21 protein-coding genes and 1 pseudogene are annotated in these 25,330 nt (G+C 74.1%); 2 read left to right on the plus strand and 20 right to left on the minus strand.

The window, feature by feature from the left end:
• Positions 1-116: 116 nt before the first annotated feature.
• From ACWEO5_RS06630 to ACWEO5_RS06685, 12 genes and pseudogenes are all read right to left on the minus strand, one after another.
• A complete protein-coding gene (locus ACWEO5_RS06630; RefSeq protein ID WP_452160758.1) occupies positions 117-3,140 on the minus strand; it encodes a helix-turn-helix transcriptional regulator in 3,024 nt (1,007 codons plus the stop codon).
• A 74-nt stretch (positions 3,141-3,214) separates the two neighbouring features.
• The gene (locus ACWEO5_RS06635; RefSeq protein WP_344552988.1) at positions 3,215-3,418 is read right to left on the minus strand and encodes a hypothetical protein; all 204 of its coding nucleotides are present in this window, start codon (positions 3,416-3,418) and stop codon (positions 3,215-3,217) included.
• Positions 3,419-3,644: 226 nt separating this feature from the next.
• On the minus strand, positions 3,645-5,147 hold the full coding sequence (gatB, locus tag ACWEO5_RS06640) for an Asp-tRNA(Asn)/Glu-tRNA(Gln) amidotransferase subunit GatB (protein WP_452160760.1): 1,503 nt from the start codon (positions 5,145-5,147) through the stop codon (positions 3,645-3,647).
• A 26-nt stretch (positions 5,148-5,173) separates the two neighbouring features.
• On the minus strand, positions 5,174-5,413 hold the full coding sequence (locus tag ACWEO5_RS06645; protein ID WP_033214849.1) for a hypothetical protein: 240 nt from the start codon (positions 5,411-5,413) through the stop codon (positions 5,174-5,176).
• Complete coding sequence (gatA, locus tag ACWEO5_RS06650) at positions 5,410-6,903, minus strand: Asp-tRNA(Asn)/Glu-tRNA(Gln) amidotransferase subunit GatA (RefSeq protein ID WP_452160763.1); 1,494 nt, start codon at positions 6,901-6,903, stop codon at positions 5,410-5,412. Before gatA ends, ACWEO5_RS06645 begins: the two co-directional genes overlap by 4 nt.
• A gap of 5 nt (positions 6,904-6,908) precedes the next feature.
• Complete coding sequence (gene gatC, locus ACWEO5_RS06655) at positions 6,909-7,205, minus strand: Asp-tRNA(Asn)/Glu-tRNA(Gln) amidotransferase subunit GatC (protein WP_344552991.1); 297 nt, start codon at positions 7,203-7,205, stop codon at positions 6,909-6,911.
• 80 nt (positions 7,206-7,285) lie between these two features.
• Positions 7,286-8,894 (minus strand): annotated as a pseudogene (locus ACWEO5_RS06660) (putative bifunctional diguanylate cyclase/phosphodiesterase); the annotation flags it as partial.
• A 364-nt stretch (positions 8,895-9,258) separates the two neighbouring features.
• Positions 9,259-11,652: an NAD-dependent DNA ligase LigA gene (gene ligA / locus ACWEO5_RS06665; RefSeq protein WP_452160833.1), complete on the minus strand. Its 2,394-nt coding sequence runs from the start codon at positions 11,650-11,652 to the stop codon at positions 9,259-9,261.
• A gap of 30 nt (positions 11,653-11,682) precedes the next feature.
• Positions 11,683-12,684, minus strand: coding sequence for a methionine synthase (locus ACWEO5_RS06670; RefSeq protein ID WP_452160835.1), 1,002 nt, complete (start codon positions 12,682-12,684; stop codon positions 11,683-11,685).
• A 71-nt stretch (positions 12,685-12,755) separates the two neighbouring features.
• Positions 12,756-13,445 (minus strand): SDR family oxidoreductase, encoded by a 690-nt coding sequence (locus ACWEO5_RS06675; RefSeq protein ID WP_452160765.1) that lies wholly within the window; start codon positions 13,443-13,445, stop codon positions 12,756-12,758.
• Positions 13,446-13,456: 11 nt separating this feature from the next.
• Complete coding sequence (locus ACWEO5_RS06680) at positions 13,457-13,993, minus strand: LOG family protein (protein WP_344552994.1); 537 nt, start codon at positions 13,991-13,993, stop codon at positions 13,457-13,459.
• A 46-nt stretch (positions 13,994-14,039) separates the two neighbouring features.
• Entirely contained in the window at positions 14,040-14,387 is a 348-nt protein-coding gene (locus ACWEO5_RS06685; RefSeq protein WP_452160767.1) for a hypothetical protein, read from the minus strand.
• A gap of 130 nt (positions 14,388-14,517) precedes the next feature.
• On the opposite strand from ACWEO5_RS06685, the gene ACWEO5_RS06690 reads away from it, so the two are divergent.
• Positions 14,518-16,146: a hypothetical protein gene (locus ACWEO5_RS06690; protein WP_452160769.1), complete on the plus strand. Its 1,629-nt coding sequence runs from the start codon at positions 14,518-14,520 to the stop codon at positions 16,144-16,146.
• Positions 16,147-16,348: 202 nt separating this feature from the next.
• On the opposite strand, the gene mnmA is transcribed toward ACWEO5_RS06690, so the two are convergent.
• The 4 genes from mnmA to ACWEO5_RS06710 all read right to left on the minus strand — a co-directional run bounded on the left by mnmA (position 16,349) and on the right by ACWEO5_RS06710 (position 20,794).
• A complete protein-coding gene (gene mnmA / locus ACWEO5_RS06695; RefSeq protein WP_452160772.1) occupies positions 16,349-17,482 on the minus strand; it encodes a tRNA 2-thiouridine(34) synthase MnmA in 1,134 nt (377 codons plus the stop codon).
• An 81-nt stretch (positions 17,483-17,563) separates the two neighbouring features.
• Complete coding sequence (locus tag ACWEO5_RS06700) at positions 17,564-18,913, minus strand: MFS transporter (RefSeq protein ID WP_452160837.1); 1,350 nt, start codon at positions 18,911-18,913, stop codon at positions 17,564-17,566.
• A gap of 160 nt (positions 18,914-19,073) precedes the next feature.
• Positions 19,074-19,565 (minus strand): MarR family winged helix-turn-helix transcriptional regulator, encoded by a 492-nt coding sequence (locus ACWEO5_RS06705; RefSeq protein WP_452160774.1) that lies wholly within the window; start codon positions 19,563-19,565, stop codon positions 19,074-19,076.
• Positions 19,566-19,612: 47 nt separating this feature from the next.
• Positions 19,613-20,794, minus strand: a complete 1,182-nt coding sequence (locus ACWEO5_RS06710) for a cysteine desulfurase family protein (RefSeq protein ID WP_452160776.1) — start codon at positions 20,792-20,794, stop codon at positions 19,613-19,615.
• 103 nt (positions 20,795-20,897) lie between these two features.
• Between ACWEO5_RS06710 and ACWEO5_RS06715 the strand changes: the two genes are divergently transcribed.
• Entirely contained in the window at positions 20,898-21,719 is an 822-nt protein-coding gene (locus ACWEO5_RS06715; RefSeq protein ID WP_344552999.1) for an IclR family transcriptional regulator, read from the plus strand.
• On the opposite strand, the gene ACWEO5_RS06720 is transcribed toward ACWEO5_RS06715, so the two are convergent.
• The 4 genes from ACWEO5_RS06720 to ACWEO5_RS06735 form a co-directional block, all read right to left on the minus strand.
• A complete protein-coding gene (locus ACWEO5_RS06720; protein WP_452160778.1) occupies positions 21,655-22,314 on the minus strand; it encodes a trimeric intracellular cation channel family protein in 660 nt (219 codons plus the stop codon). The genes ACWEO5_RS06715 and ACWEO5_RS06720 overlap by 65 nt on opposite strands.
• Positions 22,315-22,359: 45 nt before the next feature.
• Positions 22,360-23,139, minus strand: a complete 780-nt coding sequence (locus tag ACWEO5_RS06725) for a ferritin-like domain-containing protein (protein ID WP_452160780.1) — start codon at positions 23,137-23,139, stop codon at positions 22,360-22,362.
• A gap of 150 nt (positions 23,140-23,289) precedes the next feature.
• On the minus strand, positions 23,290-24,204 hold the full coding sequence (locus ACWEO5_RS06730; protein ID WP_452160782.1) for a DUF6891 domain-containing protein: 915 nt from the start codon (positions 24,202-24,204) through the stop codon (positions 23,290-23,292).
• Positions 24,205-24,273: 69 nt separating this feature from the next.
• Positions 24,274-25,323 carry an ABC transporter ATP-binding protein gene (locus tag ACWEO5_RS06735; protein ID WP_344553003.1) on the minus strand — a complete coding sequence of 350 codons (1,050 nt, stop codon included), beginning with the start codon at positions 25,321-25,323 and terminating at the stop codon, positions 24,274-24,276.
• Positions 25,324-25,330 lie beyond the last annotated feature (7 nt).

Genomic DNA, 25,330 nt, shown 5'->3' on the forward strand with positions numbered 1-25,330 from the left:
CCAGCACCGGGTACTCGCCGGGGGCCAGCGCAGCCGCCTCCCCCCGGCCGCCGAACCCCCCCGCCCCACACCCCAGACGCCGCGCGCAGCGCCCCCCGGCCCCCGCCCCCGACCCGTCAGACCCCCTCCCCCTCCGGGAACAACCGCAGCCGGTGGGCCAGCGCCGCCGCCTCCCCCCGGCCGCCGACCGCGAGCTTGGCCAGGATGTTGGAGACGTGCACGCTGGCGGTCTTCGGCGAGATGAAGAGCTGTTCGGCGATCTGCCGGTTGCTGCGGCCGAGGGCGAGCTGGCGCAGGACGTCCCGTTCGCGCGGGGTGAGGCCGAGCCCGTCGCCGGAACCGTTCGCGGGGGCGTCCCGCTGCCCGAGGCCGAGTCGTTCGGCGAGCAGTTCGGCGTCCCGGCGGGTGCTGAGGTCGTCGCGCCGGCGGGCGAGTTCGGCGGCTTCGCGGAGGTGTTCGGCGGCTTCGTCGCGTGCTCCGGCCGCGGCGGCGTCCTCCGCGGCGCGCAGCAGGGCGTGCGAGAGCGGTCCGGGCAGGGCGGCGGCGCGCAGTTCGGTGACGGCGGTGCGCCGGTGTTCGGTGGTGGGTCGGCCGGCGGCGCGGGCGAGTTCGCCGGCGAGCAGGGCGGCCCAGCCGCGTTGGAGGGCGCAGCGGGCGGCGAGTCCTTCGGCGAGGCGGCCGATCCGGGCGAGGGCGGCTTCGCCGTCGGGGGTGCGCGGGTGCTGGTCGGCTTCGGCTTCGGCGGCGTGGGTGAGCAGCGGGAGGAGGTGGCCGTCCTGGCCGGTGAGGGCGGTGCCGTCGAGTGCTTCGGCGAGCCGGGCGCGGGCCTGGTCGGGGCGGCCGCGGCGGACGGCGACCCGGACGCCGAGGGCGGCGGTGGGCAGGACGTGCTGGGGTTGGGCGCCGTTGCCGCCGCTGGCGTGGGCGGCGGCCCAGTGGGTTTCGGCTTCGTCGGTGTCGCCGCGGAGCAGGGCGAGTTCGCCGCGCAGGCGGTCCATGAATTCGCCGTGGGTGTCGGCTTCGGGCTTGTCGTCCCAGTCGGCGAGGACGGCGGCGGCTTCCCGGGTGCGGCCGGCGGCGAGGAGGGCTTCGGCGAGGTTTCCGGTGAGGATGGGGCCGGTGTTGAGCAGGAGTCCGCTGCGGCGGGCGGCGTCGAGGCCGGTGCGGGCGGCGGTGACGGCTTCTTCGGCGCGGCCGTAGGAGAGCAGCAGGCTGGCGAGGTTGTTGAGGCCGCGGGTGTGGACGTCGTCGTTGCCGAGCGGGCGGGCCTGTTCGACGGCTTCGGCGAGCAGGGCGAGGGCGCGTTCGCCGTCGTCGAAGTCGCCGAGGAGTCCGGCGAGGGTGACCCGGGCGTGCACTTCGATGGAGGGGGCGCCGGCCTGCCGGGCGATGTCGGCGGCGCGTTCGGCGGCGGCGACGGCGGCGGGGCCGGGGTTGCGGAGCAGTCCGTGGGCGGCTTCCAGGGCGAGGGCCTCGGCCTGGACGGCGGACGGGCCGAGGTCCTGCACCAGCCGGTGCGCGTACTGGATCTCCTCCAGGCCGCCGCCGCGCTTGAGCTGGTCGAGCATCTTGGCGCGCTGGAGCCGGAACCAGGCGGCGCGCAGCGGGTTGCGGTGCTCGTCGACCAGGCCGAGGGCGCGGCGGGCCAGGCTCTGGCCGCGGTCGCGGTCGCCGGCCCGGCGGGCGGCGTCGACGGCTTCGGCGAGCACGTCGACGAGTTGGAGGCGGTCGCAGCCGTCGTGGTCGCCGTCCGCGCAGCCGCAGGGCGGGTAGGTGTCGGCCCGGTCGTGGGGGCGCGGGGTGGTGGCGAGGGTCTGTTCGGAGACGGCGTCCCAGAGTTCGAGGGCGCGTTCGAGCATCTTGAGCTGTTCGGCGAAGGCGTTGCGGCGGCGGGCGCCCCGGGCGGCGTCGAGGGCGGCGGGCAGGGCGCGGGCGGGCTGGTGGGCGCGGTACCAGTAGTCGGCGAGCCGGGCGGTGCGCTGTTCGGCCCGGACGAGTTCGGGGTCGGCCTCCAGGACGGTGGCGAACCGCCGGTTGATGGCCTGGCGTTCGCCGGGCAGCAGGTCGTCGGAGACGGCTTCGCGGACGAGGGCGTGCCGGAACCGGTAGCCCTCGCCGTCGGTGTCGGGGCGCAGGATGTTGGCGCCGACGGCGGTGCGCAGCCCGGAGATCAGCGCGTCCTCCCCGGCGGGGCCGTGGCCGTGGCCGCTCTCGGCGACGACGGCGGCGAGCAGGGCGTGTTCGATCCGGGAGCCGCCCTCGGCGGCGATCCGGACGATCCGCTGGGTCTCCTCGGGGAGCGCCTCGACCCGGACCAGCAGGATGTCGCGCAGGGATTCGGTGACGCAGGCCAGGCAGCCGTTGCGGTAGGCGGTGGCGAGTTCCTCGACGAAGAACGGGTTGCCCTCGGAGCGGCGGTGGATCCGGTCCACCACGTCCCGTCCGGGGGTCTCGGGGCCGAGGATCCCGGCGAGTTGGGCGGCCACCTCGGGCCGGTCGAGGCGTTCGAGTTCGAGCCGCTGGACGGTGCGCAGCCGTTCGAGTTCGGCCAGGAAGGGGCGCAGCGGGTGGCGGCGGTGCAGGTCGTCGGTGCGGTAGGTGGCGACGATCAGCACCCGGGAGCGGTGCAGGGTGCGGACCAGGTAGGCGAGCAGTTCCCGGGTGGAGCGGTCGGACCAGTGCAGGTCCTCGACGGCGAGGACCAGCGTCCGGCCCTCGGTCAGCCGCTCGAACAGCCGGGCGGTGTGCTCGAACAGCCGGGCCCGGCCGTACTCGTCGTTGCCCTCGCCGTCGGCCTCCCCGAAGTCCGGCAGCAGCCGGGCCAGCCGGCCCTCCAACCCGGCGGCGGCGGCGTCCAGTTCGGGCCCGAGCCGGCGGTGCAGGCGGCGCAGCGCGGCCGACAGCGGCCCGTACGGGAGGCCCTCGGCGCCGACCTCCAGGCAGGCGCCGAGCGCGGTCACCGCCCCGGCCGCCTCGGCCCGCGCCAGGAACTCCTCGACCAGCCGGGTCTTGCCGACCCCGGCCTCCCCGCCGACCAGCACGGCCTGCGGCTCCCCCGCCCCCGCCCGGTCCAGTCCCGCGGTGAGCAGGCCGGTCTCCCGGCCGCGTCCGACGAACACCGGGCTGACTGTCTGCTCCATGTCCGCGAGCATGCCACAGGGCCCGGACCCCACCGAACGGTTATCCCGAGCGGTGGACGGCCCGGCCCCGCCGGTCATCCCGCGCAGCCCGCCGCGGCCCCCGGACGGCCCTGCTCCGCGACCGGCCCGGTGCGCGGCGCGGCCTCCCGCCGGACCAGCCGCGCCAGCCGCTCGACCAGCCCGGTCCGCCCGCCGGCCGCCTCGCGGGCCAGCCGCTCGGCGGCGGCCCGGCTGTGCAGTTCGCGTTCCCGCACCTTGAACAACTCGTACTCGTACACGGTGACTTCCCCTCGTTGCGTGCTGTGTCCAGCCTCCGCCCCCAGGGGGGTGCGCCACATCGGGAGCCTGCCCGATCTCCGCGGGCCACCGGCCGCGAAAACGGCGGTGCCCGCCCCCGGCGGGGGACGGGCACCGTGCTCGGCGGGGCCTAAGGAGCCTCCTTAGGCCCCGCCGTACCGCCTTAGGAACCTCAGGCGAGCTTCTCCAGGCTGGACCCGATGGTCCTTACGCGGCAAGCCGCTCCAGGATCAGGTCCTTGACCTTCGCCGCGTCGGCCTGCCCGCGGGTGGTCTTCATGACCGCGCCGACCAGCGCGCCCACCGCCTGCACCTTGCCGTCGCGGATCTTCGCGGCGACGTCCGGGTTGTCGGCGATGGCCTGGTCGACGGCCGCGCCGAGCGCGGAGTCGTCCGAGACGACGGCCAGGCCGCGCTCGGCGACCACGTCGTCCGGCTCGCCCTCGCCCGCGAGGACGCCCTCGATGACCTGGCGGGCCAGCTTGTCGTTGAGCTTGCCCTCGGCGACCAGCGCGCACACCCGGGCCACCTGGGCCGGGGTGATCGGCTGCTCGGACAGCTCGGTGCCGGTCTCGTTGGCGCGCCGCGCCAGCTCGCCCATCCACCACTTGCGGGCCTGGTCGGCGGGGGCGCCGGCCGCGATGGTCTCCGAGATCGGCTCCACCGCACCGGCGTTGAGCACCGACTGCATGTCCTTGTCGGTCAGGCCCCACTCGGCCTGCAGCCGGGCCCGGCGGACCCGGGGCAGCTCGGGCAGCGCGGCCCGCAGCTCCTCGACCCACTCCCGGGCCGGGGCGACCGGCACCAGGTCGGGCTCGGGGAAGTACCGGTAGTCCTCGGCGTTGTCCTTGATCCGGCCGGCCGTGGTGGAGCCGTCCTCCTCGTGGAAGTGCCGGGTCTCCTGGACGATGGTGCCGCCGTCGGTGAGCACGGTGGCGTGCCGCTGGATCTCGAACCGGGCGGCCCGCTCGACGCTGCGCAGCGAGTTGACGTTCTTGGTCTCGCTGCGGGTGCCGAAGGTCTCGGTGCCGTTGGGACGCAGCGACAGGTTGACGTCGCAGCGCATCTGGCCCTTGTCCATCCGGGCCTCGGAGACGCCCAGCGCCTTGATCAGCTCGCGCAGTTCGGCGACGTACGCCTTGGCGACCTCGGGGGCGCGGTGGCCCGCGCCCTCGATCGGCTTGGTGACGATCTCGATCAGCGGGATGCCGGCCCGGTTGTAGTCCAGCAGCGAGTACTCCGCGCCGTGGATGCGGCCGGTGGCGCCGCCGACGTGGGTGGACTTGCCGGTGTCCTCCTCCATGTGGGCGCGCTCGATCTCGACCCGGAAGACCTCGCCGTCCTCCAGCTGCACGTCGAGGTAGCCGTTGAAGGCGATCGGCTCGTCGTACTGGCTGGTCTGGAAGTTCTTCGGCATGTCCGGGTAGAAGTAGTTCTTCCGGGCGAACCGGCACCACTCGGCGATCTCGCAGTTCAGCGCGAGGCCGATCCGCACCGCCGACTCGACGCCGACCGCGTTGACCACCGGCAGCGACCCGGGCAGCCCCAGGCAGGTCGGGCAGGTCTGCGAGTTCGGCTCCGCGCCCAGCTCGGTCGAGCAGCCGCAGAACATCTTGGTCTTGGTACCCAGCTCGACGTGGACCTCAAGGCCCATCACCGGGTCGTACGAGGCGAGAGCCTCCTCGTAGGAGACCAGGCTCATGACGCTCACAGCGTCCCTTCTTCCATCATGGGTGTTCAGCCGAGCAGGACGTCGTCGTCGCCGAGACGCTTGAGCTCGCGGACGAGGAGCGCGGTGCCGGTGACCAGGGCGGCGGCGCCGACCAGGGCGTTGACCAGCTTGAGGGTGTCGTTGTCGGCGCGCGCGGTGCGGGCCTCCTTGACGATGGAGATCGCGCCGAAGGCGCTGGTGCCGATGGACAGCCACAGACCGGGCTTCGAGTGCTTCCAGCCCTTGGCCTTCTCGATCTTGCTCACAGTGCCGGTGCCTCCTCCAGCAGGGCGTGGCCCCACTTGTCGTTGAGCGCGGCCTCGACGGCGCCGCCCACGCGGTAGAGGCGGTCGTCCGCCATCGCGGGGGCGATGATCTGCAGGCCGACCGGGAGATTGTCCTCCGGGGCGAGCCCGCAGGGCAGCGACATGGCCGCGTTGCCCGCCAGGTTCGAGGGAATGGTGCACAGGTCGGCGAGGTACATCGCCAGCGGGTCGTCTGCCCGCTCGCCGAGCGGGAATGCCGTCGTGGGGGTGGTCGGGGAGACCAGCACGTCCACGCCGGCGAAGGCGGCGTCGAAGTCCCGCGAGATCAGGGTGCGGACCTTCTGCGCCGAGCCGTAGTAGGCGTCGTAGTAGCCGGAGGACAGCGCGTAGGTGCCGAGGATGATGCGGCGCTTGACCTCGGCGCCGAAGCCGGCCTCGCGGGTGAGCGCGGTGACCTGCTCGGCGGAGCGGGTGCCGTCGTCGCCGACCCGCAGGCCGTAGCGCATGGCGTCGAACCGGGCGAGGTTCGAGGACGCCTCGGACGGGGCGATCAGGTAGTACGCGGGCATCGCCAGCGTGAAGGACGGGCAGGAGACCTCGACGACCTCGGCGCCCAGTTCGCGCAGCAGCTCGACGGACTCCTCGAAGCGCTGCATGACGCCGGCCTGGTAGCCCTCGCCGGCGAACTCCTTGACCACGCCGATCCGCATGCCGCGCACGTCGCGCATCTTCGCGGCGGCGACCACGGCGGGGACCGGCGCGTCGATGGAGGTGGAGTCCAGCGGGTCGTACCCGGCGATGGCCTCGTGCAGCAGCGCCGTGTCGAGCACGGTGCGGGCGCACGGGCCGCCCTGGTCGAGCGAGGAGGAGAAGGCGACCAGGCCGTAGCGGGACACCGAGCCGTAGGTGGGCTTGACGCCGACGGTGCCGGTGACGGCGCCGGGCTGGCGGATCGAGCCGCCGGTGTCGGTGCCGATGGCGAGCGGGGCCTCGAAGGCGGCCAGCGCGGCCGCCGAGCCGCCGCCGGAGCCGCCGGGGATCCGGGTGAGGTCCCACGGGTTGCCGGTGGGGCCGTACGCGGAGTTCTCGGTGGAGGAGCCCATCGCGAACTCGTCCATGTTGGTCTTGCCGAGGATGACGACGTCGGCGTCCTTCAGACGCTTCGTCAGGGTCGCGTCGTACGGCGGGACCCAGCCCTCCAGGATCTTCGACCCGCAGGTGGTCGGCATGCCCCGGGTGGTGAAGACGTCCTTGAGCGCGAGCGGCACGCCCGCGAGCGGGCCCAGCTCGGCGCCGGAGGCGCGCTTGGCGTCGACGGCGCGGGCGGCGGCCAGCGCGCCCTCGTGGTCGACGTGCAGGAAGGCGTTGACCTTCTTGTCGACGGCGTCGATCCGGTCCAGGTGGGCCTGGGCGACCTCGACGGCCGTGACCTCGCCCTTGGCGATGGCGCCGGCCGTCTCGGCCGCCGTGTACTTGATCAGTTCGGTCATCTCGGTCAGTCCTCCCCGAGGATCTGCGGCACGCGGAAACGCTGGTCCTCGCTCGCCGGGGCGCCGGAGAGCGCCTGCTCCGGGGTCAGCGACGGCCGCACCTCGTCCGCCCGCAGCACGTTGGTGAGCGGGAGCGGGTGGGAGGTCGGCGGGACGTCCTGCCCCGCGACCTCGGAAACGCGGGCGACCGCGCCGATGATCACGTCGAGCTGCTCGGCGAAGTGGTCCAACTCCTCCGCCTGCAACTCCAGACGCGACAGCCGGGCGAGGTGGGCGACCTCCTCGCGCGTGATGCCAGGCATGCAGCGATCCTCAAGGGTGAGTTCTGGTGGACCGGGCTGCCCCCTGGGCACACCCGTCCTTTCGGTCCTAAGGGGCCATCCTATGGGCAGACGCGGGAGGGCCGTCCTGGGACGGCTCCCAGGACGGCCCTCCCGCCCGCCCGGTCAGCGCGGCAGCGACTCCACCGGCGGCGCGTCGTTGCGGCGCACCAGCAGCCAGGCGGTGGCCTGGTCGGCGGGCAGCGCCGCGGAGACCAGCCAGCCCTGGACGGCGTCGACGCCCATGTCCTGCAGCCGCTCCCAGGTCTCGTCGTCCTCGACGCCCTCGGCGACCACGGTCAGGCCCAGCGAGTGGGCGAGCTCCACGGAGCAGCGGACCACGGCGGCGTCGTGGTCGTCGGCGACCATCCGGGAGACGAAGGAGCGGTCGATCTTGAGTTCGCCGACCGGGAGGCTGCGCAGCCGCACCAGCGAGGAGTGGCCGGTGCCGAAGTCGTCCAGGGACATCCGGACGCCGTAGCGGCGCAGTTCGGCCAGGGTGTCGGCGGCCCGCCGGCTGTCGTCGAGCAGCAGCCGTTCGGTGATCTCCAGTTGGAGGGCGGCGGCCGGGACCTGGTGCCGGGCGAGGTGTCCGGCGACCCGGGCGGCGAAGCCGGGGTTGAGGACGTCGCGCGGCGAGACGTTGACGGCGACGGGCACCATCAGGCCCTGGTTGCGCCAGCGGGCGATCTGCCCGACGGCGCTCTCCAGCACGTAGTCGGTGAGCCGGGGCATCAGCCCGGAGGACTCGGCGAGCGCGATGAACTCGTCCGGCGCCACCCGCCCCTGCCCGGCCCGGTCCCAGCGGACCAGCGCCTCCAGGCCGACGACGCTGCCGTCGAAGGCGACCTTGGGCTGGTAGTGCAGCTGGACCTCGTTCATCTCGATGGCCCGCCGCAGGTCGCCGAGCAGGCCGATCCGGTACGGGGTGTCGAGGTCGCGGGCCTCGTCGTAGCGCTCGACGCCGCTGCGGCTGTGCTGGGCGTGGCCCATCGCCACGTCGGCCCGGCGCAGAAGCGATTCTGCATCCTCGGCGTTGGCCGGGTAGGCGCAGACGCCGGCGCTGGCCTCCAGGACGAGCAGCAGGCCGTCCAGCCGGATCGGCGCGGCGAGTTCGGCGATCAGCGCCTTCGCGGTCCGCTCCAGCACCTCGGTGCTGCCCACCCCCGGCAGCAGCACGGCGAACTCGTCGCCGCCCATCCGGGCCACCACCGGGCGCTCGCCGCGCCGCACCGGCGGGGGCAGCGCGGCGCCGTCCTCGTCCTCCCTGGGGTGGCCGGTGCCGGTGCGCAGGGCGCGGTGCAGCCGGCGGGCGATGTGCACCAGCAGCCGGTCGCCGGCGGTGTGGCCGAGGGCGTCGTTGAGGGAGCGGAAGCGGTCCAGGTCGAGCAGGATCAGGCCGACCCCGTGGCCGGGTCCGTCCCGGTGGCCGGGTTCGTCCCGGTGCCTGGCCAGCGCCTCCTGGGTGGCGATCAGCAGGGCCTGCCGGTTGGGCAGGTCGGTGAGCGGGTCGGTGAGCTGGTCGCGCGCCCGGTCGCGGGCGATCCGCCAGGCGGCGACCAGCACCGCCAGGGGAACCGAGAACAGCGGCAGCAGTTCGGGTTCGTACCGGTACACCAGGACGGCCAGCGGGATGAGCGGCGCGGCTCCGGCCAGCAGCACGCCGAGCAGCAGGACCGCCCCTGCCACCCCCTGCGGCGGGCGTGTGGGCGCGCCGCCGGTCGTACGATCCATAAGCCCAGTCCTCCGTCGGGCCCGCCCCCCGGCGGGGCCGCCTCACGGTGAGGCACCCCTCTCCGCAGAGGTGCCGGTGGACGTCAGACGAGGTCGTGTCCCCGGGGCCGCGGCGGAAGACCGTTGCCACACACTCCTGCTGACAGTTCGTAGCGCCCAGGGTAAGCCGGGGTGCCCCACCTGGGCGCACTTTCGGGCCAGCTCTGAGTGCAACGTCATATCCGCGCGTTGTTCAGTGACACAATGCCCGATTTCCTTCTCGAACACCCGACTGACGCGGCATCAGGACGATAACGACGCGTCAGGAAACCTTCTTCTCCGCCCCTTCTCCGACATTTTCCCCCACCTGGTCCGCTTCGTTCGCACCGGACCCGCCGCCCAGCGGAGCCGCCGCCTCCGCTCCCCCGGCGGCGCCCGCCTCCTCCTGCGCGCCCTTTCCGGGCACCTCCGCGGGGGTTTCCATCGGCTCCAGCCCGAGGTGCGCCCGGGCCGCGTCCGCGCCCCGCTCCAGCAGGACGGCGAAGCCCTCGTCGTCCAGCACCGGGACGCCCAGCTGCAGCGCCTTGTCGTGCTTGGAGCCGGGATTGTCGCCGACCACCACGAAGTGGGTCTTCTTCGACACCGAACCGGTGACCTTGGCGCCGCGCGAGGTCAGCGCCTCCTTGGCGCCGTCCCGGGTGTGCCCGGCGAGGGTGCCGGTGACCACCACGGTCAGGCCCTCCAGCGGGCGCTCGCCCTGCTCCTCGGCGCCCTCCTCGGTGAAGACCACCCCGGCGGCGCGCCACTTCTCCAGCACCTCGCGGTGCCAGTCCTCGGCGTACCACTCCTTGACGGCCCGGGCGATGGTCGGGCCGACGCCCTCGACGGCGGCCAGCTCGGTCTCGTCGGCGGCGAACACCCGGTCCAGGTCGCGGAACTCGCGGGTCAGCGCTTGGGCGGCGACCGGGCCGACGTGCCGGATCGACAGGCCGTTCAGGAAGCGCCACAGCGGGCGCTCCTTGGCCTTGGCCAGGTTCTCCAGCAGGACGCCGGTGTTCTTCTTCGGCGCGCCCGCGTTGTTGGCGAAGAAGAACACCTCCTTCTCCCGGCCGGTCCGCTCGTCCGGCTTGGGCATGCCGGTCTTCGGGTCGCGCACCAGCACCTTGATCGGGAGCAGCTGCTCCTCGGTCAGGCCGAAGAGGTCGCCCTCGTCGCGCACCGGCGGCTCGACCGGCGGCAGCGGCTGGGTGAGCGCGGTGGCGGCGACGTAGCCGAGGCCCTCGACGTCGAGGCACTGGCGGCCGCCGAGGAAGGCGATCCGCTCGCGGATCTGGGCCGGGCAGTGCTGGGCGTTGGGGCAGCGCAGGTCGATGTCGCCCTCGGACATCGGGCGCAGCCCGCTGCCGCACTCCGGGCACTGCGCGGGCATCACGAACTCCCGCTCGGTGTCGTCCCGCAGGTCGTAGACCGGGCCGAGGATCTCCGGGATCACGTCACCCGCCTTGCGCAGCACGACGGTGTCGCCGATCAGCACGTCCTTGGCCTTGACCACCTGCTGGTTGTGCAGGGTGGCGTACTGCACCATCGAGCCGGCCACCTTCACCGGCTCGGCCAGCACCGCGTACGGGGTGGCCCGGCCGGTGCGGCCGATGCCGATCTCGATGGCGGCGAGCTTGCCGGTGACCTCCTCCGGCGGGTACTTCCAGGCGATCGCCCAGCGCGGCGACTTGGAGGTGGCGCCGAGCCGGCCCTGCAGGGCGATCTCGTCGACCTTGACCACCACGCCGTCGATCTCGTGCTCGACCGAGTGCCGCTGCTCGCCGAAGTGCTTGACGAACGCCCGCACCTCGTCCAGCGTGCCGACCACCTTGTTGTGCTTGGCGGTGGGCAGCCCCCAGTCGTGCAGCAGCTGGTAGGCGTGCGACTGGCAGTCGATGTCGAAGCCCCGCCGGGCGCCGATGCCGTGCACCACCATCCGCAGCGGGCGGGCGGCGGTGACCAGCGGGTCCTTCTGCCGCAGCGACCCGGCGGCGGCGTTGCGCGGGTTCATGAACAGCCGGATCATCGCCCGGGGCCGCTTGCCCTCCTTGGCGCGCTCCTCGTTCTCCTGCCGGCGGCGCTCGTTCTCCGCCGCGAAGGAGGCGTTCAGCGCGTCGAACTCCTCGGTGGGGAAGTAGACCTCGCCGCGGATCTCGACCAGCTCCGGCAGGTCCTCGCCGTGCAGCCGGTGCGGGATCTCGGCGATGGTGCGGACGTTGGGGGTGATGTCCTCGCCGACCCGGCCGTCGCCGCGGGTGGCGGCCTGCACCAGCACGCCGTGCTCGTACGTCAGGTTGACGGCCAGGCCGTCGACCTTCAGCTCGCACAGGTAGTGGTAGTCGATGCCGGACAGCTCGGTGGCGACCCGCTCGGCCCAGGCGGCCAGCTCCTCGTCGTCCATCGCGTTGTCCAGGCTGAGCAGCCGCTCCCGGTGCTCGACCGGGGCGAACAGCACGGTCGGGGCGCCGCCGACCTTCTGGGTGGGCGAGTCGGGCGTCACCAGCGCCGGGTGCGCGGCCTCCAGGGCCTCCAGTTCGCGCATCAGGGCGTCGAACTCGGCGTCGGTGACGACCGGGGCGTCCTGCTCGTAGTACCGGGCGCGGTGCTCCTCGATCTCGGTCGCCAGCTCGGCGTGCCGCGTCCGCACCTCCGCCGGGATCTCCTCCCAGCCCTCCACAGCCGCCACCGTGCCGTCCTCCTCGTCTCGCTACTCCGGGTTGTCCACCAGGCTCCGGGCGGCGCGGACCGCGGTGGCCAGCGCCCGCCGCGCGTACGCCGGGGAGGCCCCCGCCAGCCCGCACGTCGGCGTCACCACCACTCGGCGGCCCAGCAGTTCGGGGGCCAGACCGAGCCTGCGCCACAGCGTCCTGACACCCTGGACACTACCGGCCGGGTCCGACCTTTCGACGTCGGTGGACGGCACCACACCGGCGAGGAGCAGCGTGCCGCCCTCGACCGCCTCGCCCAGGTCGTCGTCGTCGCGCTCGGTCAGCAGGCCGAAGTCCAGGCTGATCCCGGCGGCGCCGGCCCGGCGCAGCAGCGGGATCGGCACCCCGGGCGCGCAACTGTGCACCAGGACGGGCGCGTCCAGGCCGCGGATCAGCTCGCGCAGGGCGTGCTCGGCGAGTTGGCGGTCGACCGCGCGCAGCCGCTGGAAGCCGCTGGCGGTCTTCACCGATCCGGCGAGGACGGCGGGCAGCAGCGGCTCGTCGAGCTGCAGGACGACGGTGGCGCCGGGGACCCGGCGGCGGACGTCGGCGAGGTGGCGGCGCAGGCCCTCGGTGAGCGAGCCGGCGATGTCCCGGCAGGCGCCGGGGTCGCTGAGCGCCTTCTCGCCGTGCCGCAGTTCGATCGAGCCGGCCAGCGTCCACGGCCCGACGGCCTGCACCTTGAGCAGGCCGGTGTAGCCCTGGGTGTGCTCCTCCAGGACGTCGAGGTCCTCGCCGAGCCAGGACACCGCCCGCTTGGTGTCCCGCCCGGGGTGGTCGGTGAAGCGCCAGCCGCTGGGCTCGGTCTGCACGAACAGCTCGGTCAGCAGTCCGGCGCCGCGCCCGATCATGTCGGCGCCCGGCCCGCGCCCGGGCAGTTCGGGCAGGTGCGGCAGCTGCTCCAGCTCGGCCATCACGCCGCGGGCCATGTCCCGGGCGTCCCCGCCGGGCATCGATCCGACTCCGGTCGCCGCACCGGACAGCTCCGCGAAAACGTCCACGTCAGTCACGGGGAGAGCCTACGAGGCGCGCGGGGGGCGCGGGAAACGACCCGCGCCCCCCGGCGTCCCGGCTACCTGCCGGGCCGGACGGTGATCTCGGTGATCTCGGCGTCCCGCGGCAGGTCGATCGCGGTGAGGACGGCGGTGGCCACCGACTCCGGCGCGATCCAGCGCTCCGGGTCGTACGCCAGGCCCTCCTGCTGGTGGACCTTCTGCTGCATCGGGGTGGCCGTCCGCCCCGGGTAGACGCTGGTCACCCGGACGCCGTTGGCGTGCTCCTCCTGCCGCAGCGCGTCGGCCAGCGCGCGCACCGCGAACTTGCTGGCCGCGTACGAGCCCCAGGTCGGGTCGGCGCGCAGCCCGGCGCCGGAGTTGACGAACACCACGTGGCCGCGGGCCAGCCGCAGCGAGGGCAGCAGCAGCCGGGTGAGCTCGGCGGGCGCGACCGCGTTGACGTTGAGCTGGTGCTGCCACGCCTTGACCGGGGTCTCGGCGACCGTGCCGAGTTCGACCACCCCGGCGACGTGCAGCAGCGAGTCGAGTTCGACCGGCAGCGCCTGGTGCCCGAAGGCCCAGGAGAGCTTGGCCGGGTCGTCCAGGTCGCCGACCAGGGTCCGCGCGTCGGGGTAGCGCTCGCGCAGCTGGGCGGCCCGGCGCGCGTCGCGGACGAGCAGCCAGAGCTCCTCGCCGCGGGCGGTGAGCTTGTCGGCGACGACGGCGCCGATGCCGGAGCCGGCGCCGGTGATCAGGTGGACACCCAAGACGGTCTTCCTTACTGGGGCTGGTGTGCGGACAGGTGGGCGAGCGCCTCGGCCGGGGTCCGCGCGAAGGCCACCAGCTCGGCGAGCGGACGGGGCAGGAAGCCCTCGGCGTCCATCCGCTCCAGCTGGAGGCGCAGGCCGGTGTAGAAGCCCTCGCTGTCCAGGACCACCACCGGCTTGTCGTGCAGGCCGTGCTTCTTCAGCTCCAGCACCTCGGTGATCTCGTCCAGCGTGCCGATCCCGCCGACCAGCACCACCAGCGCGTCCCCGTGGGCCAGCAGCTCGGCCTTCCGGGTCGGCAGGTCCGGCATGGTCACCAGCTCGTCCGCGCCCTCGTACGCCTTGTGCCGCAGGAACTCCACCGAGATCCCGACCAGCCGCCCGCCGGCGGCCTTGACCCCGTCGGCGAGCTCGCCCATCAGCCCGGCGTGCGAGCCGCCCCACACCAGGGTGTGCCCGGCCTCGCCGAGCAGCCGGGCGAACTCGGCCGCCGGGGCGGTGTACTTGGCGTCGAGGGAGTTGGCGGAGCAGAAGACCGTGATGTTCATAGTGCCCCCAGTCCTACCACCGGCCCGTGTGCCCAGGTCAAACCGATTAGAGCAGCAGCCCCCAGTAGACGAACGCGGCCAGCAGCACGGCGGCGCTCGCCCAGGACAGGAACCGGCCCCACAGGTTGGTGAACTTCAGCGCCAGCCGAACGGCGATCGCCGCCGCCGGCAGCACCGACAGGCCCCAGCACACCACCGCGGGCATGCCCGGGAAGACCCCCACCCGCAGCAGCCACATCAGGATGGTCGAGGCGATGGCGATCGACCACACCGACTCGAAGACGTCGTCGGACCCGCCCTCGTTCCTGCCGTACCCCCCGCCCGGCATCGGCCCCGGGCTGTCGCTGATGACGTACGACCCGTCGCCCAGCTTGCGAACGTACCTGTCCTTCATCGGGATCCCCCTGTCCGCCGCCGCACCGGAGCGCCGATCCTAAGCGGAACCCCGCCCGCCCGGCAGCCCTCCGGCGCCCCCCCGGAAAACCCTTGGCCCACCGGGCTCCCGACCTGCCACCATGCCGCGCGTGACGATGGTGGACGAAGCATGGCGGCGGCTGACCGGCCGGATCGGCGAACCGGTGCTGGAGCAGCTGCGGCGGGCCGCCCGGAACGAGCCGACCACCTGGGGACTGTCGCTGTACCGCTGGGACAAGGGCATGGACCCGGCCGCGCCCGCCGCGCTGCCCTTCCTGGTCGCCCTGGTCCGCGAACCGGACCGACCGAACCGGGAAGAGCTGCTGAGCACCTTGCTGCACCTGGTCGGCGTCGGTCGGCAGGAAGCCGCCGAACGGATCGCACCCGGTTGGGCCGCCGCCTGGCGCGAGCACCGCACCACCCTGGAACCGCTGCTGGCCGACCCGGACCTGGAGGTCCGCCGAACGGCCCTGCACCTGACGGAGCGGGCCGCACCGCTGCTGGCGCGAATCCCCGAGGAGAGCGAACCCTGGTTCCGAGCAAAGCAGTTGATCCGTCTGGGCGAGGTGGCCGACCCGGCCGACGACGCGGCCCGCGCACTGCTCACCGACACCCTGCACGGCGCCGACGGCCCGGACGCCGCCGCCCACCGACTGGCCGCGCTGTGGGGGCTGGCCGCGCTGGACGCCGCCGAGCCGGAGCGCTGGGCCGACCAGTGGGTGGCGGCCGTCCTCGACCCGGCGGCGCCCGCCGCCGTCGAGCGGCTGTGGACCGAGCCCGACGACGACCACCCGGCGACACTGGGCCGGGAGATCATCTGGACCGGCCGCAGCCTGCCGCTGCGCCTCGCGGCGCACCTCACCGTCCGGCTGGCCCGAGCGGCCGCAGAGGCGGGCCGCCACGAACTGTGCGAGGCTGCGCTGGATGCCGGCTGGCACCCGCTGCTGGCTCTCCCGTCCACCGGCCCGCTCTGGCCCGCTACCGCCGGCGCGCTGCTGTCCTCGCCCGCACCAGAGGTCCGGCACCGGGCAGCGGCCACCCTCGCCGTACTGGGTCGTGCGGCCGCCCCGTACGCCGACGCGCTGCACGCCCGGCTGGCGGACACCGGCGGCGACGAGTTCCTCGACGGCAGCATCGGCGACCAGGCGCGCTGGGCGCTGGCCCGGATCGGCGACCCGCGCGTCCTGTCCGACCTGGTGGAGCGGCTACGTGAGCTGGAGCGGGAGAACGGCCGGAGCTACGTCACCGGCGACCCGCGCCGCCCCGAACCGTACGACGCGCTGCTCCCGCTGCACGAGCACGCGGTGGTGCTGCGCCCGCAGGTCGCGGAGTGGGCCCGGGAGAGCGAGTCGCACGCCTGGCCGGACCACCACCCGGGCATCCGGCTGCTGGCGGCCTGGGACGGCACGGCCGGCGGCCCGAAGCCGCCCGCCGACCCGGAGGCGGCGGCACGTGGACTGCTCCGGGTGCCGCCGGCCTGGCGGTACAAGGAGGACCGGAACCCGTACCTGGCCGCCGTCTCGGCCGTCGCCGTGCTGTCCCGACGCGGCCCGCTCTCCCCAGGGGTCCGGGCCGCCGTGGAGCACGCGCTGTCCCTGGACCGCCGGCTCTCCCCGCTGCACGACTACCGGGCGGTCCTGGACGACGAGCGGCTGCGCGAGGTCCTGCGCAGCGCCCTGGACGGCGAGGCGGTCGTGATGCCGCCGCTGTCGCACTGGAAGCAGGCCGACTTCGAGTGAGGTGCCCTAGTGCCGCGTCAGGCAGCCTTCGCCCGTCGCGACTCCCCCAGCCCCAGGGGGGGCTGGGAGGTGCCCCCTCGGCACGCCCTCTCGCCGCACCGGCCGAAAACCCAAGTACATCCAGTACGAGGGCTTCCGGCCGGCACGCCGAGAGAACGCACCGGACGCCGCTCCTTCACGGCAAAGGCTGCCTGACGCGGCACTAGACCGCGACGGCCCGCTCGGTGCTGGCGATGGTCGCCGAGCCGACCACCCGGGTGCCGTCGTACAGCACCACGGCCTGGCCGGGGGCGATGCCGCGGGCGGGGGTGTCGAGGCGGACGTGGAGCCGGTCGTCCGTCAGGGTGGCGGTGACGGGGACCTCCTCGCCGTGGGCGCGCAGCTGGGCGGTGTAGCGGCCCTCGCCCGCGGCGGGGGTGCCGCACCAGCGGGGGCGGATCGCGGTCAGGGCGTGCACGTCGAGTCCTTCGACCGGGCCGACGGTGACGGTGTTGTTCACCGGGGAGATGTCGAGCACGTAGCGGGGCTTGCCGTCGGCGGCGGGGCGGCCGAGCCGCAGGCCCTTGCGCTGGCCGATGGTGAAGCCGTACGCGCCGTCGTGCTCGCCGAGCTTGGTGCCGTCGGTGTCGAGGATGTCGCCGGGGGCGGTGCCGAGGCGCTCGGCCAGGAAGCCCTGGGTGTCGCCGTCGGTGATGAAGCAGATGTCGTGGCTGTCGGGCTTCTTGGCGACGGCCAGGCCGCGCCGCTCGGCCTCCGCGCGGATGACGTCCTTGGTGGTGTCGCCGAGCGGGAACAGCGAGTGGGCGAGCTGTTCGGCGTCGAGCACGCCGAGGACGTAGGACTGGTCCTTGGCGGCGTCGACGGCGCGGTGCAGTTCGCGGGTGCCGTCGGCGTGGTCGACGATCCGGGCGTAGTGGCCGGTGCAGACGGCGTCGAAGCCGAGCGCGATCGCCTTGTCGAGCAGCGCGGCGAACTTGATCTTCTCGTTGCAGCGCAGGCACGGGTTGGGGGTGCGCCCGGCGGCGTACTCGGCGACGAAGTCGTCGATCACGTCCTCGCGGAAGCGCTCGGCCAGGTCCCAGACGTAGAACGGGATGCCGATCACGTCGGCGGCGCGGCGGGCGTCCCGGGAGTCCTCCAGGGTGCAGCAGCCGCGGGCTCCGGTGCGGAAGGACTGCGGGTTGCTGGCGAGCGCCAGGTGGACGCCGGTCACCTCGTGGCCGGCCTCGACGGCCCGGGCGGCGGCGACGGCGGAGTCGACGCCGCCGGACATCGCGGCGAGCACGCGCAGACGGCCGGTGGACGGGGTGGTCGGGGCGCCGGGGAAGTCAGTCATGGTGCCTCAAGCGTAACGGGGGCCCGGCGGGCGTCGGGGACGCGGCCGGGCCCCCGGGGGCGGGCGGATCGGGCGGGCGGATCAGCCGTGCACCAGGACGGGCGGTTCGGCGTCGGCGGCCTCGGCGGCCCCCCGGTGCCGGGGCAGGGCGAGGGCCAGCAGGAACGCGGCGAGCAGCAGGGCGGCGCCGGTGCCGAAGGCGAGGTGGAAGCCGCCGGTGCCGCGGCCGGCGGCCAGCGCGGTGAGGACGGCGACGCCGAGCGCGGCGCCGACCTGCTGGGTGGTGTTGAGCAGGCCGGAGAGCAGTCCGGCGTCCTCGGGGCGGGCGTCGGCCATGCCGAGCGCGGTGAGGGCGGTGGCGGCCAGGCCGAACCCGGCGGAGCTGAGCAGGGTGGGCAGCACGTCGGCGGCGTAGTTCAGCCGCCCGGCGGGGAGCCGGGTGAGCAGGGCGATGCCGACGGTGAGCAGGGCCAGGCCGAGCAGCAGGGTGCGGCGTTCGCCGATCCGGGCGATGGTGCGGGCGGCGAGCAGCAGCGAGACGGCGCCGATGGTGAGGGCGGCGGGCAGCATGGCCAGGCCGGTGGCCAGCGCGCCGTAGTGCTGGACCTGCTGGAGGTACAGGGCGAGCAGGATCTGGAAGCCGAACAGCGCGGCCAGCATGAGGAGTTGGACCAGGTTGGCGAGCGCGGTGGTGCGCCGGGCGAGGATCCGCGGCGGCAGCAGCGGGGTGGCGGTGCGGCGCTGCCGGAGCAGGAACGCGGCGAGCAGGACGAGCGCGGCGGCGCCGGTGGCCAGGGTGCGGGCGGAGGTCCAGCCGGCCGGGCCGCCCTCGACGATGGTGTAGACGCCGAGCATGAGGCCGCCGGTGACCAGGGCGGCGCCGGGGGCGTCGGCGCCCGCCTTCAGGCCGGGGCCGCGGTCGTCGGCCAGCAGGCGGGCTCCGGCCAGCACGGCGGCGGCGCCGATCGGCAGGTTGATGAAGAAGATCCAGTGCCAGCCGAGGCCCTCGGTGAGGACGCCGCCGAGCACCTGGCCGAGCGAGGCGCCGACCGCGCCGGTGAAGCCGAAGGCGCCGAACGCCTTGGCCCGCTCGGCGGGGTCGGGGAACAGCGCGACCACCATGCCGAGGCCGACGGCGGAGGCCGTCGCGCCGCCGGCGCCCTGCAGGAAGCGGGCGGCGATCAGCGTGCCGGCGTTCACGGCGAGGCCGCAGAACACCGAGGCGACGGTGAAGGCGGCGATCCCGGCGAGGTAGACCCGGCGGCGGCCGAGCAGGTCGCCGAGGCGGCCGGCGAGCAGCAGCAGTCCGCCGAAGGCGACCACGTAGGCGTCCACCACCCAGGCCAGTCCGGCCGTTCCGATGTGCAGGTCGGTCTGGATGGCGGGCAGCGCGACGGTGGTGATGGACCCGTCGAGGATCACCATCAGCATTCCGGCGCACACCACCGCGAGGGCCAGCCAGCGGGCGCGTGACGGGTTCTCGGACACGGTTCTCTCCCTCCCCGGGGGTGCGCGGACGCGCTCTCCCGACAAGAGAGACCGTAGCAGATAGTTTTGTAATAGACGATCCAAAGCGGGACGGTCTACGGAGCTACCCCTGCCGGGCCCGCCGCGGCTTGCGCACCACGCCGCCCTCGCCGACCACCGGGAACTCCGCCGCCTGCTGCAGCCGGTCCAGCGCGTCCACGAACACCTGCCGCTCCCCCGCCGACAGCTCGCCCAGCGCCTCGCCGTGCACCCGGTCGACGATCACCTCGCCGCGCCGCACCAGCTCGGCGCCCGCGGGCGTGACCCGGATGACCTTCACCCGCCGGTCGGTCGCGGAGGCGTGGCGCTCGGCCAGGCCGTCCCGCTCCAGCTCGTCGGCGGTGACCACCATGGTGGTCTTGTCCAGCCCGGCGATCGCGGCCAGCTGCGACTGGGTGCGCTCGGCCTCCAGGGCGTGCAGCAGCACGCAGTGCTTGCGCGGGGAGCTGTCGATCTCGGCCAGCGCCAGCGACAGCCGGGTGTTCATCGCGTGCGCGGCCTGGACCAGCATCCCGGTCAGGTCGCGGACGGTGCGCTCGGGCAGGGGTGCGTTCATGCCCCCAGAGTACGTCCGGAAGCAGAAGGTTCCGTGCGGAACCTGTTTCAGCGGGCCGCCCGCACCAGCCCGGCCCGGCGGGCCCGCTCCACGGCGCCGGGCAGCGCGGCGGCCAGCGCCGCCACGTCGGCGGCGGTGGAGGTGTGGCCGAGCGAGAAGCGCAGCGAGGCCCGGGCCAGCTCGGGGTCGACGCCCATCGCCAGCAGCACGTGGCTGGGCTGCGGGACGCCCGCCGAGCAGGCCGAGCCGGTGGAGCACTCGACCCCCGCCGCGTCCAGCAGCATCAGCAGCGCGTCGCCCTCGCAGCCCGGGAAGGAGAAGTGCGCGTTGGCGGGCAGCCGCCCGTCCGCGCCCGGGTCGCCGTTGAGCACCGCGTCCGGCGCGGCCGAGCCGACCACGGCCAGCAGTTCGTCGCGCAGCGCACCGACCGCGCCCGCGTACCCGGGCTGCCGTTCGACGGCCAGCGCGGCGGCCACCGCGAAGCCGGCCGCGCCCGGCACGTCCAGCGTGCCGGAGCGCGCGTCGCGCTCCTGGCCGCCGCCGTGCAGCAGCGGGACGGGCTTGGCGGAGCGGGCCAGCAGCAGCGCGCCGACCCCGTACGGGCCGCCGACCTTGTGGCCGGTGACGGTCAGCGCGGTCAGCCCGGAGTCGGCGAAGGAGACCGGCACCTGGCCGAGCGCCTGCACCGCGTCGGAGTGCATCGGCACGTCGAACTCGGCGGCGACGGCCGCGAGTTCGCGGATCGGCTGGACGGTGCCGACCTCGTTGTTGGCCCACATCACGGTGACCAGCGCGACCGTTCCCGGATCCCGCTCGATCGCCTCCCGGAGCGCCTCGGGGTGCACCCGGCCGAGCCCGTCCACCGGCAGGTACTCGACCTCGGCGCCCTCGTGCTCGGCCAGCCAGTGCACCGCGTCCAGCACCGCGTGGTGCTCGACCGGGCTGCTCAGCACCCGGCGGCGGGCCGGGTCGGCGTCGTGCCGGGCCCAGTACAGGCCCTTGACCGCCAGGTTGTCGGACTCGGTGCCGCCGCCGGTGAGCACGATCTCGCTGGGGCGGGCGCCCAGCGACTCGCCGAGCGACTCCCGGGACTCCTCGACCACTCTGCGGGCCCGCCGGCCGGCGGCGTGCAGCGAGGAGGCGTTGCCGACGACGCCGAACTGCGCCGTCATCGCGGCGACCGACTCGGGCAGCATCGGGGTGGTGGCGGCGTGGTCGAGGTATGCCATAGCGGGAACCAGTGTAGGCGGCGGAAGAGTCACGATTTGGCCATTGCACCCTCTGCAACGCGCCGTTAGCCTTCCGGCCACGCCGATGTGAGAGGGAGGGGCCGTGTCCCAGACGGTCGACCGCGCGCTGACCATCCTGGCGTCGCTCGGCGAGGGCCCGGCGTCGCTGGAGCAGGCCGCCGCGAAGATCGGGGTGCACAAGTCCACCGCGCTGCGGTTGCTGCGCACCCTGCAGGAGCACGGCTTCGTCCACCGGCAGTCCGACCAGCGCTACCGGCTCGGCGGGCGGCTGTTCGCGCTCGCCCACCAGGCGCTGGAGGGCATCGACATCCGGCAGGTGGCCGCCCCGTACCTGGCGGTGCTGAACGAGCGCTACGGGCACACCGTGCACCTGTCCGTGCTGGAGGAGGACGAGGTGCTGTACCTCGACAAGGTCGAGGCCAAGTACCCGGACCACGGCCGCAGCTGGCTCGGCGAGGCCAGCCGGATCGGCAAGCGCGCCCCCGCGGTGGCCACCGCGGCGGGCAAGGTGCTGCTGGCGGACCTGCCCGCCGACAGGCTCGCCGCCTTCCTGGAGGGGGCCGACTTCCCGGCCCGCACGCCGCAGTCGATCCGCGGCCCGGAGGAGTTCCGGGCCGAGCTGACCGAGGTGCGCCGCCGCGGCTGGGCGGTGGACCAGGCCGAGTACCAGGAGTCGGTGAACTGCATCGCCGCCCCGATCGCCGGCACCGAGGGCACCGCCATCGCCGCCTGCTCGATCTCCGCCCCGGTCCGGATCGCCTCGGTGACCGAGCTGAGCAAGCTGCTGCCGGAGCTGCTCTGCACGGTCGAGGCGATCTCGCTGGCGTACGGCGGCTCCCCTACTCCTCGCTGGTGCGAGAACCGTTGCGGTGCCAAGCACGAGGTGCGCGCCAGCCGTACTTGAGCGCCAGCATCCGCATCGCGAACGCGACCACGGCGGCCAGCGAGGCGTTCAGCGGGGTCAGCTGCCCGATGCCGATCAGCACCGCCACCACGGCCGAGCCGACCAGCGCCGGGACGGCGTATATCTCGCGGTCCCAGCGCAGCAGCGAGGGCGGCTCCATGGCCAGCAGGTCGCGGATCACGCCGCCGCCCGCCGCGGTCAGCATGCCGCAGGCCACCGAGGGGACGGCGCCCAGCCCGTGGGTGTGCGCCTTGATCGTGCCGGTGACGCAGAACAGGCCCAGGCCGGCCGCGTCCAGCACCATCACCGCCCGGGTGATCCGCTCCACCTCGGGGTGCAGGAAGAACACCACCACCCCGGCCACCAGCGGGGTCGGGAAGTACCCGAAGTTGGTGAACGCGGCCACCGGCAGCGCCCCGATCACCAGGTCCCGCAGCACGCCGCCGCCCAGCGCGGTGGCCTCGGCCAGCACGCAGATCCCGAAGATGTCCATGTTCTTCCGGACCGCCATCAGCCCGCCGGAGAGCGCGAACACGAAGATGCCGACCAGGTCGAGGACCTGCTGGACGTTGTGCGGGAAGATCTCGGAGGTCACCTGGTCAGTGTGCACACCGGCCTCCCGCCGCCGGCCGCCGGGCGGTCAGGCGAACTGCTCGTGCGGCGCGGGCCCGCCCAGCGCGTTCAGCCGGGCCGGCATCTTCAGCGTGGTCATCCGCCGCCAGCCGCCCGCCCGCTCGTACGCGTACACCGCGTGGATGCCCGCCGCCAGCGCCGCCGACTTCGCCCCCGACCAGCGCAGCAGCTCCCCCAGGTGCGCCATCACGGCCAGGCTGACGTCCCGGTACGTGCGGATCTCCGCCCGGGCGGTGGCCTGCAGGGTCTCCAGGATCGCCCGGCCGTGCCCGTGGTACGCCAGCCGCAGCAGCTCCTCGTGGCAGAACGCCAGGTGGTTGTCCTCGTCGTTGGAGATCATCCGCACCGCCCGCCCCAGCTCCGGGTGGTCGCCGAAGATCTTCTTCAGCATCAGCATCTGCTCGGCGGCCCGCTGCTCGGTCACCCGGCTGTGCGCCAGGTACGTGATCACGTCCCGCTCGGTCAGCGGCTCGTCCCGGCGCAGCCGGGCGTGCGCCAGGCCGATGCCCTGCCGCTCCAGGATCATCGTGTAGTCGGTGTCGTCCGGGACGTCCCGCTCCTGCAGGCCGCGCTTGTGCATCAGCGCCTTGAAGATCCGGCCGTGCTTGTCCTCGTCCGCCCCGTGCCGGGCCACCTTCGGCGCCAGCACCTCGTCCGGCACCAGCCGGGCGATCCGGCCGTTCTCCCAGCCGCCCTGGTCCTCGCCCTTCGCGGCGATCGAACAGAACAGCCGGAACGCCTGGTCGTCGTCGTGGATCTCCTGGAACAGACTGCGGGCCGACAGCATGGTGACCTACCCTCGCGCGGGAGCCGGGACATTCCGCTCCAGTCAAGGCACCGCCCCCGCCCCCGGCAACAGCTCGGACGCGGGGCTGCGCCGTACGAAGGACAGCCTGACCTTGCGGGGGCGCGGCGGCCGCGGGATCGGGGCGGGGGGCTAGCCGACCAGGCGGCGGCGCCAGTCCAGGCCGGTCACCCGGATCGCGTCCTCCGGCTCCCCGTTCCAGGCGGCCGTCAGGCCCGCCCCGGTCAGCGCCGCGACGACCTCCCGGCCGACGGCGGCGGTGGTCTCCGCCGAGCCGTCGAAGCCGCCGTACTGCAGCCACAGGTCGCCGCCGCGGGCCGCGCCGCCGGTGCTCTGGGAGTGGAAGAAGACGAAGCCGCGGGCACCCGGCGCCGCCTGCGCCCCGATCTCGGCGTAACCGCAGCTGCCGCAGCAGGTGAAGTCCTCCCGGGCGGTGATCCCGGCCGCGTCCAGCGCCGCGAACGCCCGGGCCAGCCGCTCCGGGTCGGTCTCGCCGGCCCAGCCGCGCTGCTCGGCGACCCGCTCCAGCCACATCCGCTCGGCCAGCTGCCGGGCCTGCTCCTTGCCGACCGGCCGGTGCTCCCCGTCCACCAGGCACTCCTCGGCGACCTCGGCCGCCTGCGCGAGCGTCGCGTACCCGCCCACCAGCAGCGTGCGCACCTCGGTGACCAGGAGCTCCTCGTCCTCCTTCGGCAGCTCCAGCGGGGCGGGCTCCGGGTCGGGCCCGAAGTCGATCCGCTCCCACTCCTCCCCCGCCGCCCAGTCCGCGTCCTCCCGGGCCCAGCCGACCAGCAGTTCGGCGACCCGCTCCAGGGCGCCCACCCGCGCCCCGAAGTGCCGCGACTGCGCGCCGTCCCGGTACTCGACCGTCCAGGCCCCGTCCTCCGGGCACGCCTGCGCGTAGGTGTCCGGCAGGTCGGGGACCCGCTGGAGCACCAGGAAGGAGCCCTTCCACTGCCCCATGTCCCGTACCGCGTACCGGAGTTCCTCCTCCGAGACCCGCACCCCGACCCGCCCCGACCTGTCCTGCACCGCGATCTCCAGCATGCGGCCCAGCCTGTCACCCGCCACCGTCACCCGTGCTCCGGCCGGGCCGGGCCGCACGGGCGGGGAGCGCTACTCGGCGGCGTTCTCCGGGAAGTGGCAGGCCACCTGGTGCCCGGTGCCGGTGGTGGCGAGCGGGGGTTCCTGGGCGGCGCAGACGTCCTGGGCCTTCCAGCAGCGGGTGCGGAAGCGGCAGCCGGACGGCGGGTTGAGCGGGGAGGGGACGTCGCCGGTGAGCAGGATGCGTTCGCGGCGCTCCTTGCGGCGCGGGTCGGGGACGGGCACCGCGGACATCAGGGCGTTGGTGTAGGGGTGCATCGGCCGGGTGTAGAGGGCGTCCCGGTCGGCGATCTCGACCACCTTGCCGAGGTACATGACGGCGACCCGGTCGGAGACGTGCCGGACCACCGAGAGGTCGTGCGCGATGATCAGGTAGGTGAGGCCGAGCTCCTTCTGCAGGTCGTCCAGCAGGTTGACCACCTGGGCCTGGATGGAGACGTCCAGCGCGGAGACCGGTTCGTCGGCCACGATCATCTTGGGGCGCAGCGCCAGGGCGCGGGCGATGCCGATGCGCTGGCGCTGGCCGCCGGAGAACTCGTGCGGGTAGCGGTTGTAGTGCTCGGGGCTGAGTCCGCACAGTTCCAGCAGGTCCTGGACGGCCCGCTTGACGCCGTGTTCGGTGGCGACCTTCTGGAGCCGGAAGGGGGCGCCGACGATGGTGCCGATGGTGTGCCGGGGGTTCAGCGAGGAGTACGGGTCCTGGAAGATCATCTGGATGTCACGCCGGAACGGCCGCATCGCCGCGGTGCCCAGGTGGGTGATGTCGGTGCCCTCGAACTCGACGCGGCCGCCGGTGGGTTCGTCGAGCCGGGTGACCAGGCGTCCCATGGTGGACTTGCCGCAGCCGGACTCGCCGACCACGCCGAGGGTCTCGCCGGCGTTGACCGCGAAGTCGATGCCGTCGACCGCCCGCACCGCGCCGACCTGGCGCTTCAGCAGTCCCTTGGTGACCGGGAAGTGCCGGGTCAGTCCGGTGACCCTGAGCAGGGGTTCGCGGTCGGGTCCGGGCGCCTGCGCGGGCACCTTCGCGAGCTGCGGCACCGCCGCCTGGCTGTCCGTCATGACTGCT

Source organism: Kitasatospora sp. NPDC004272, from assembly GCF_053603035.1.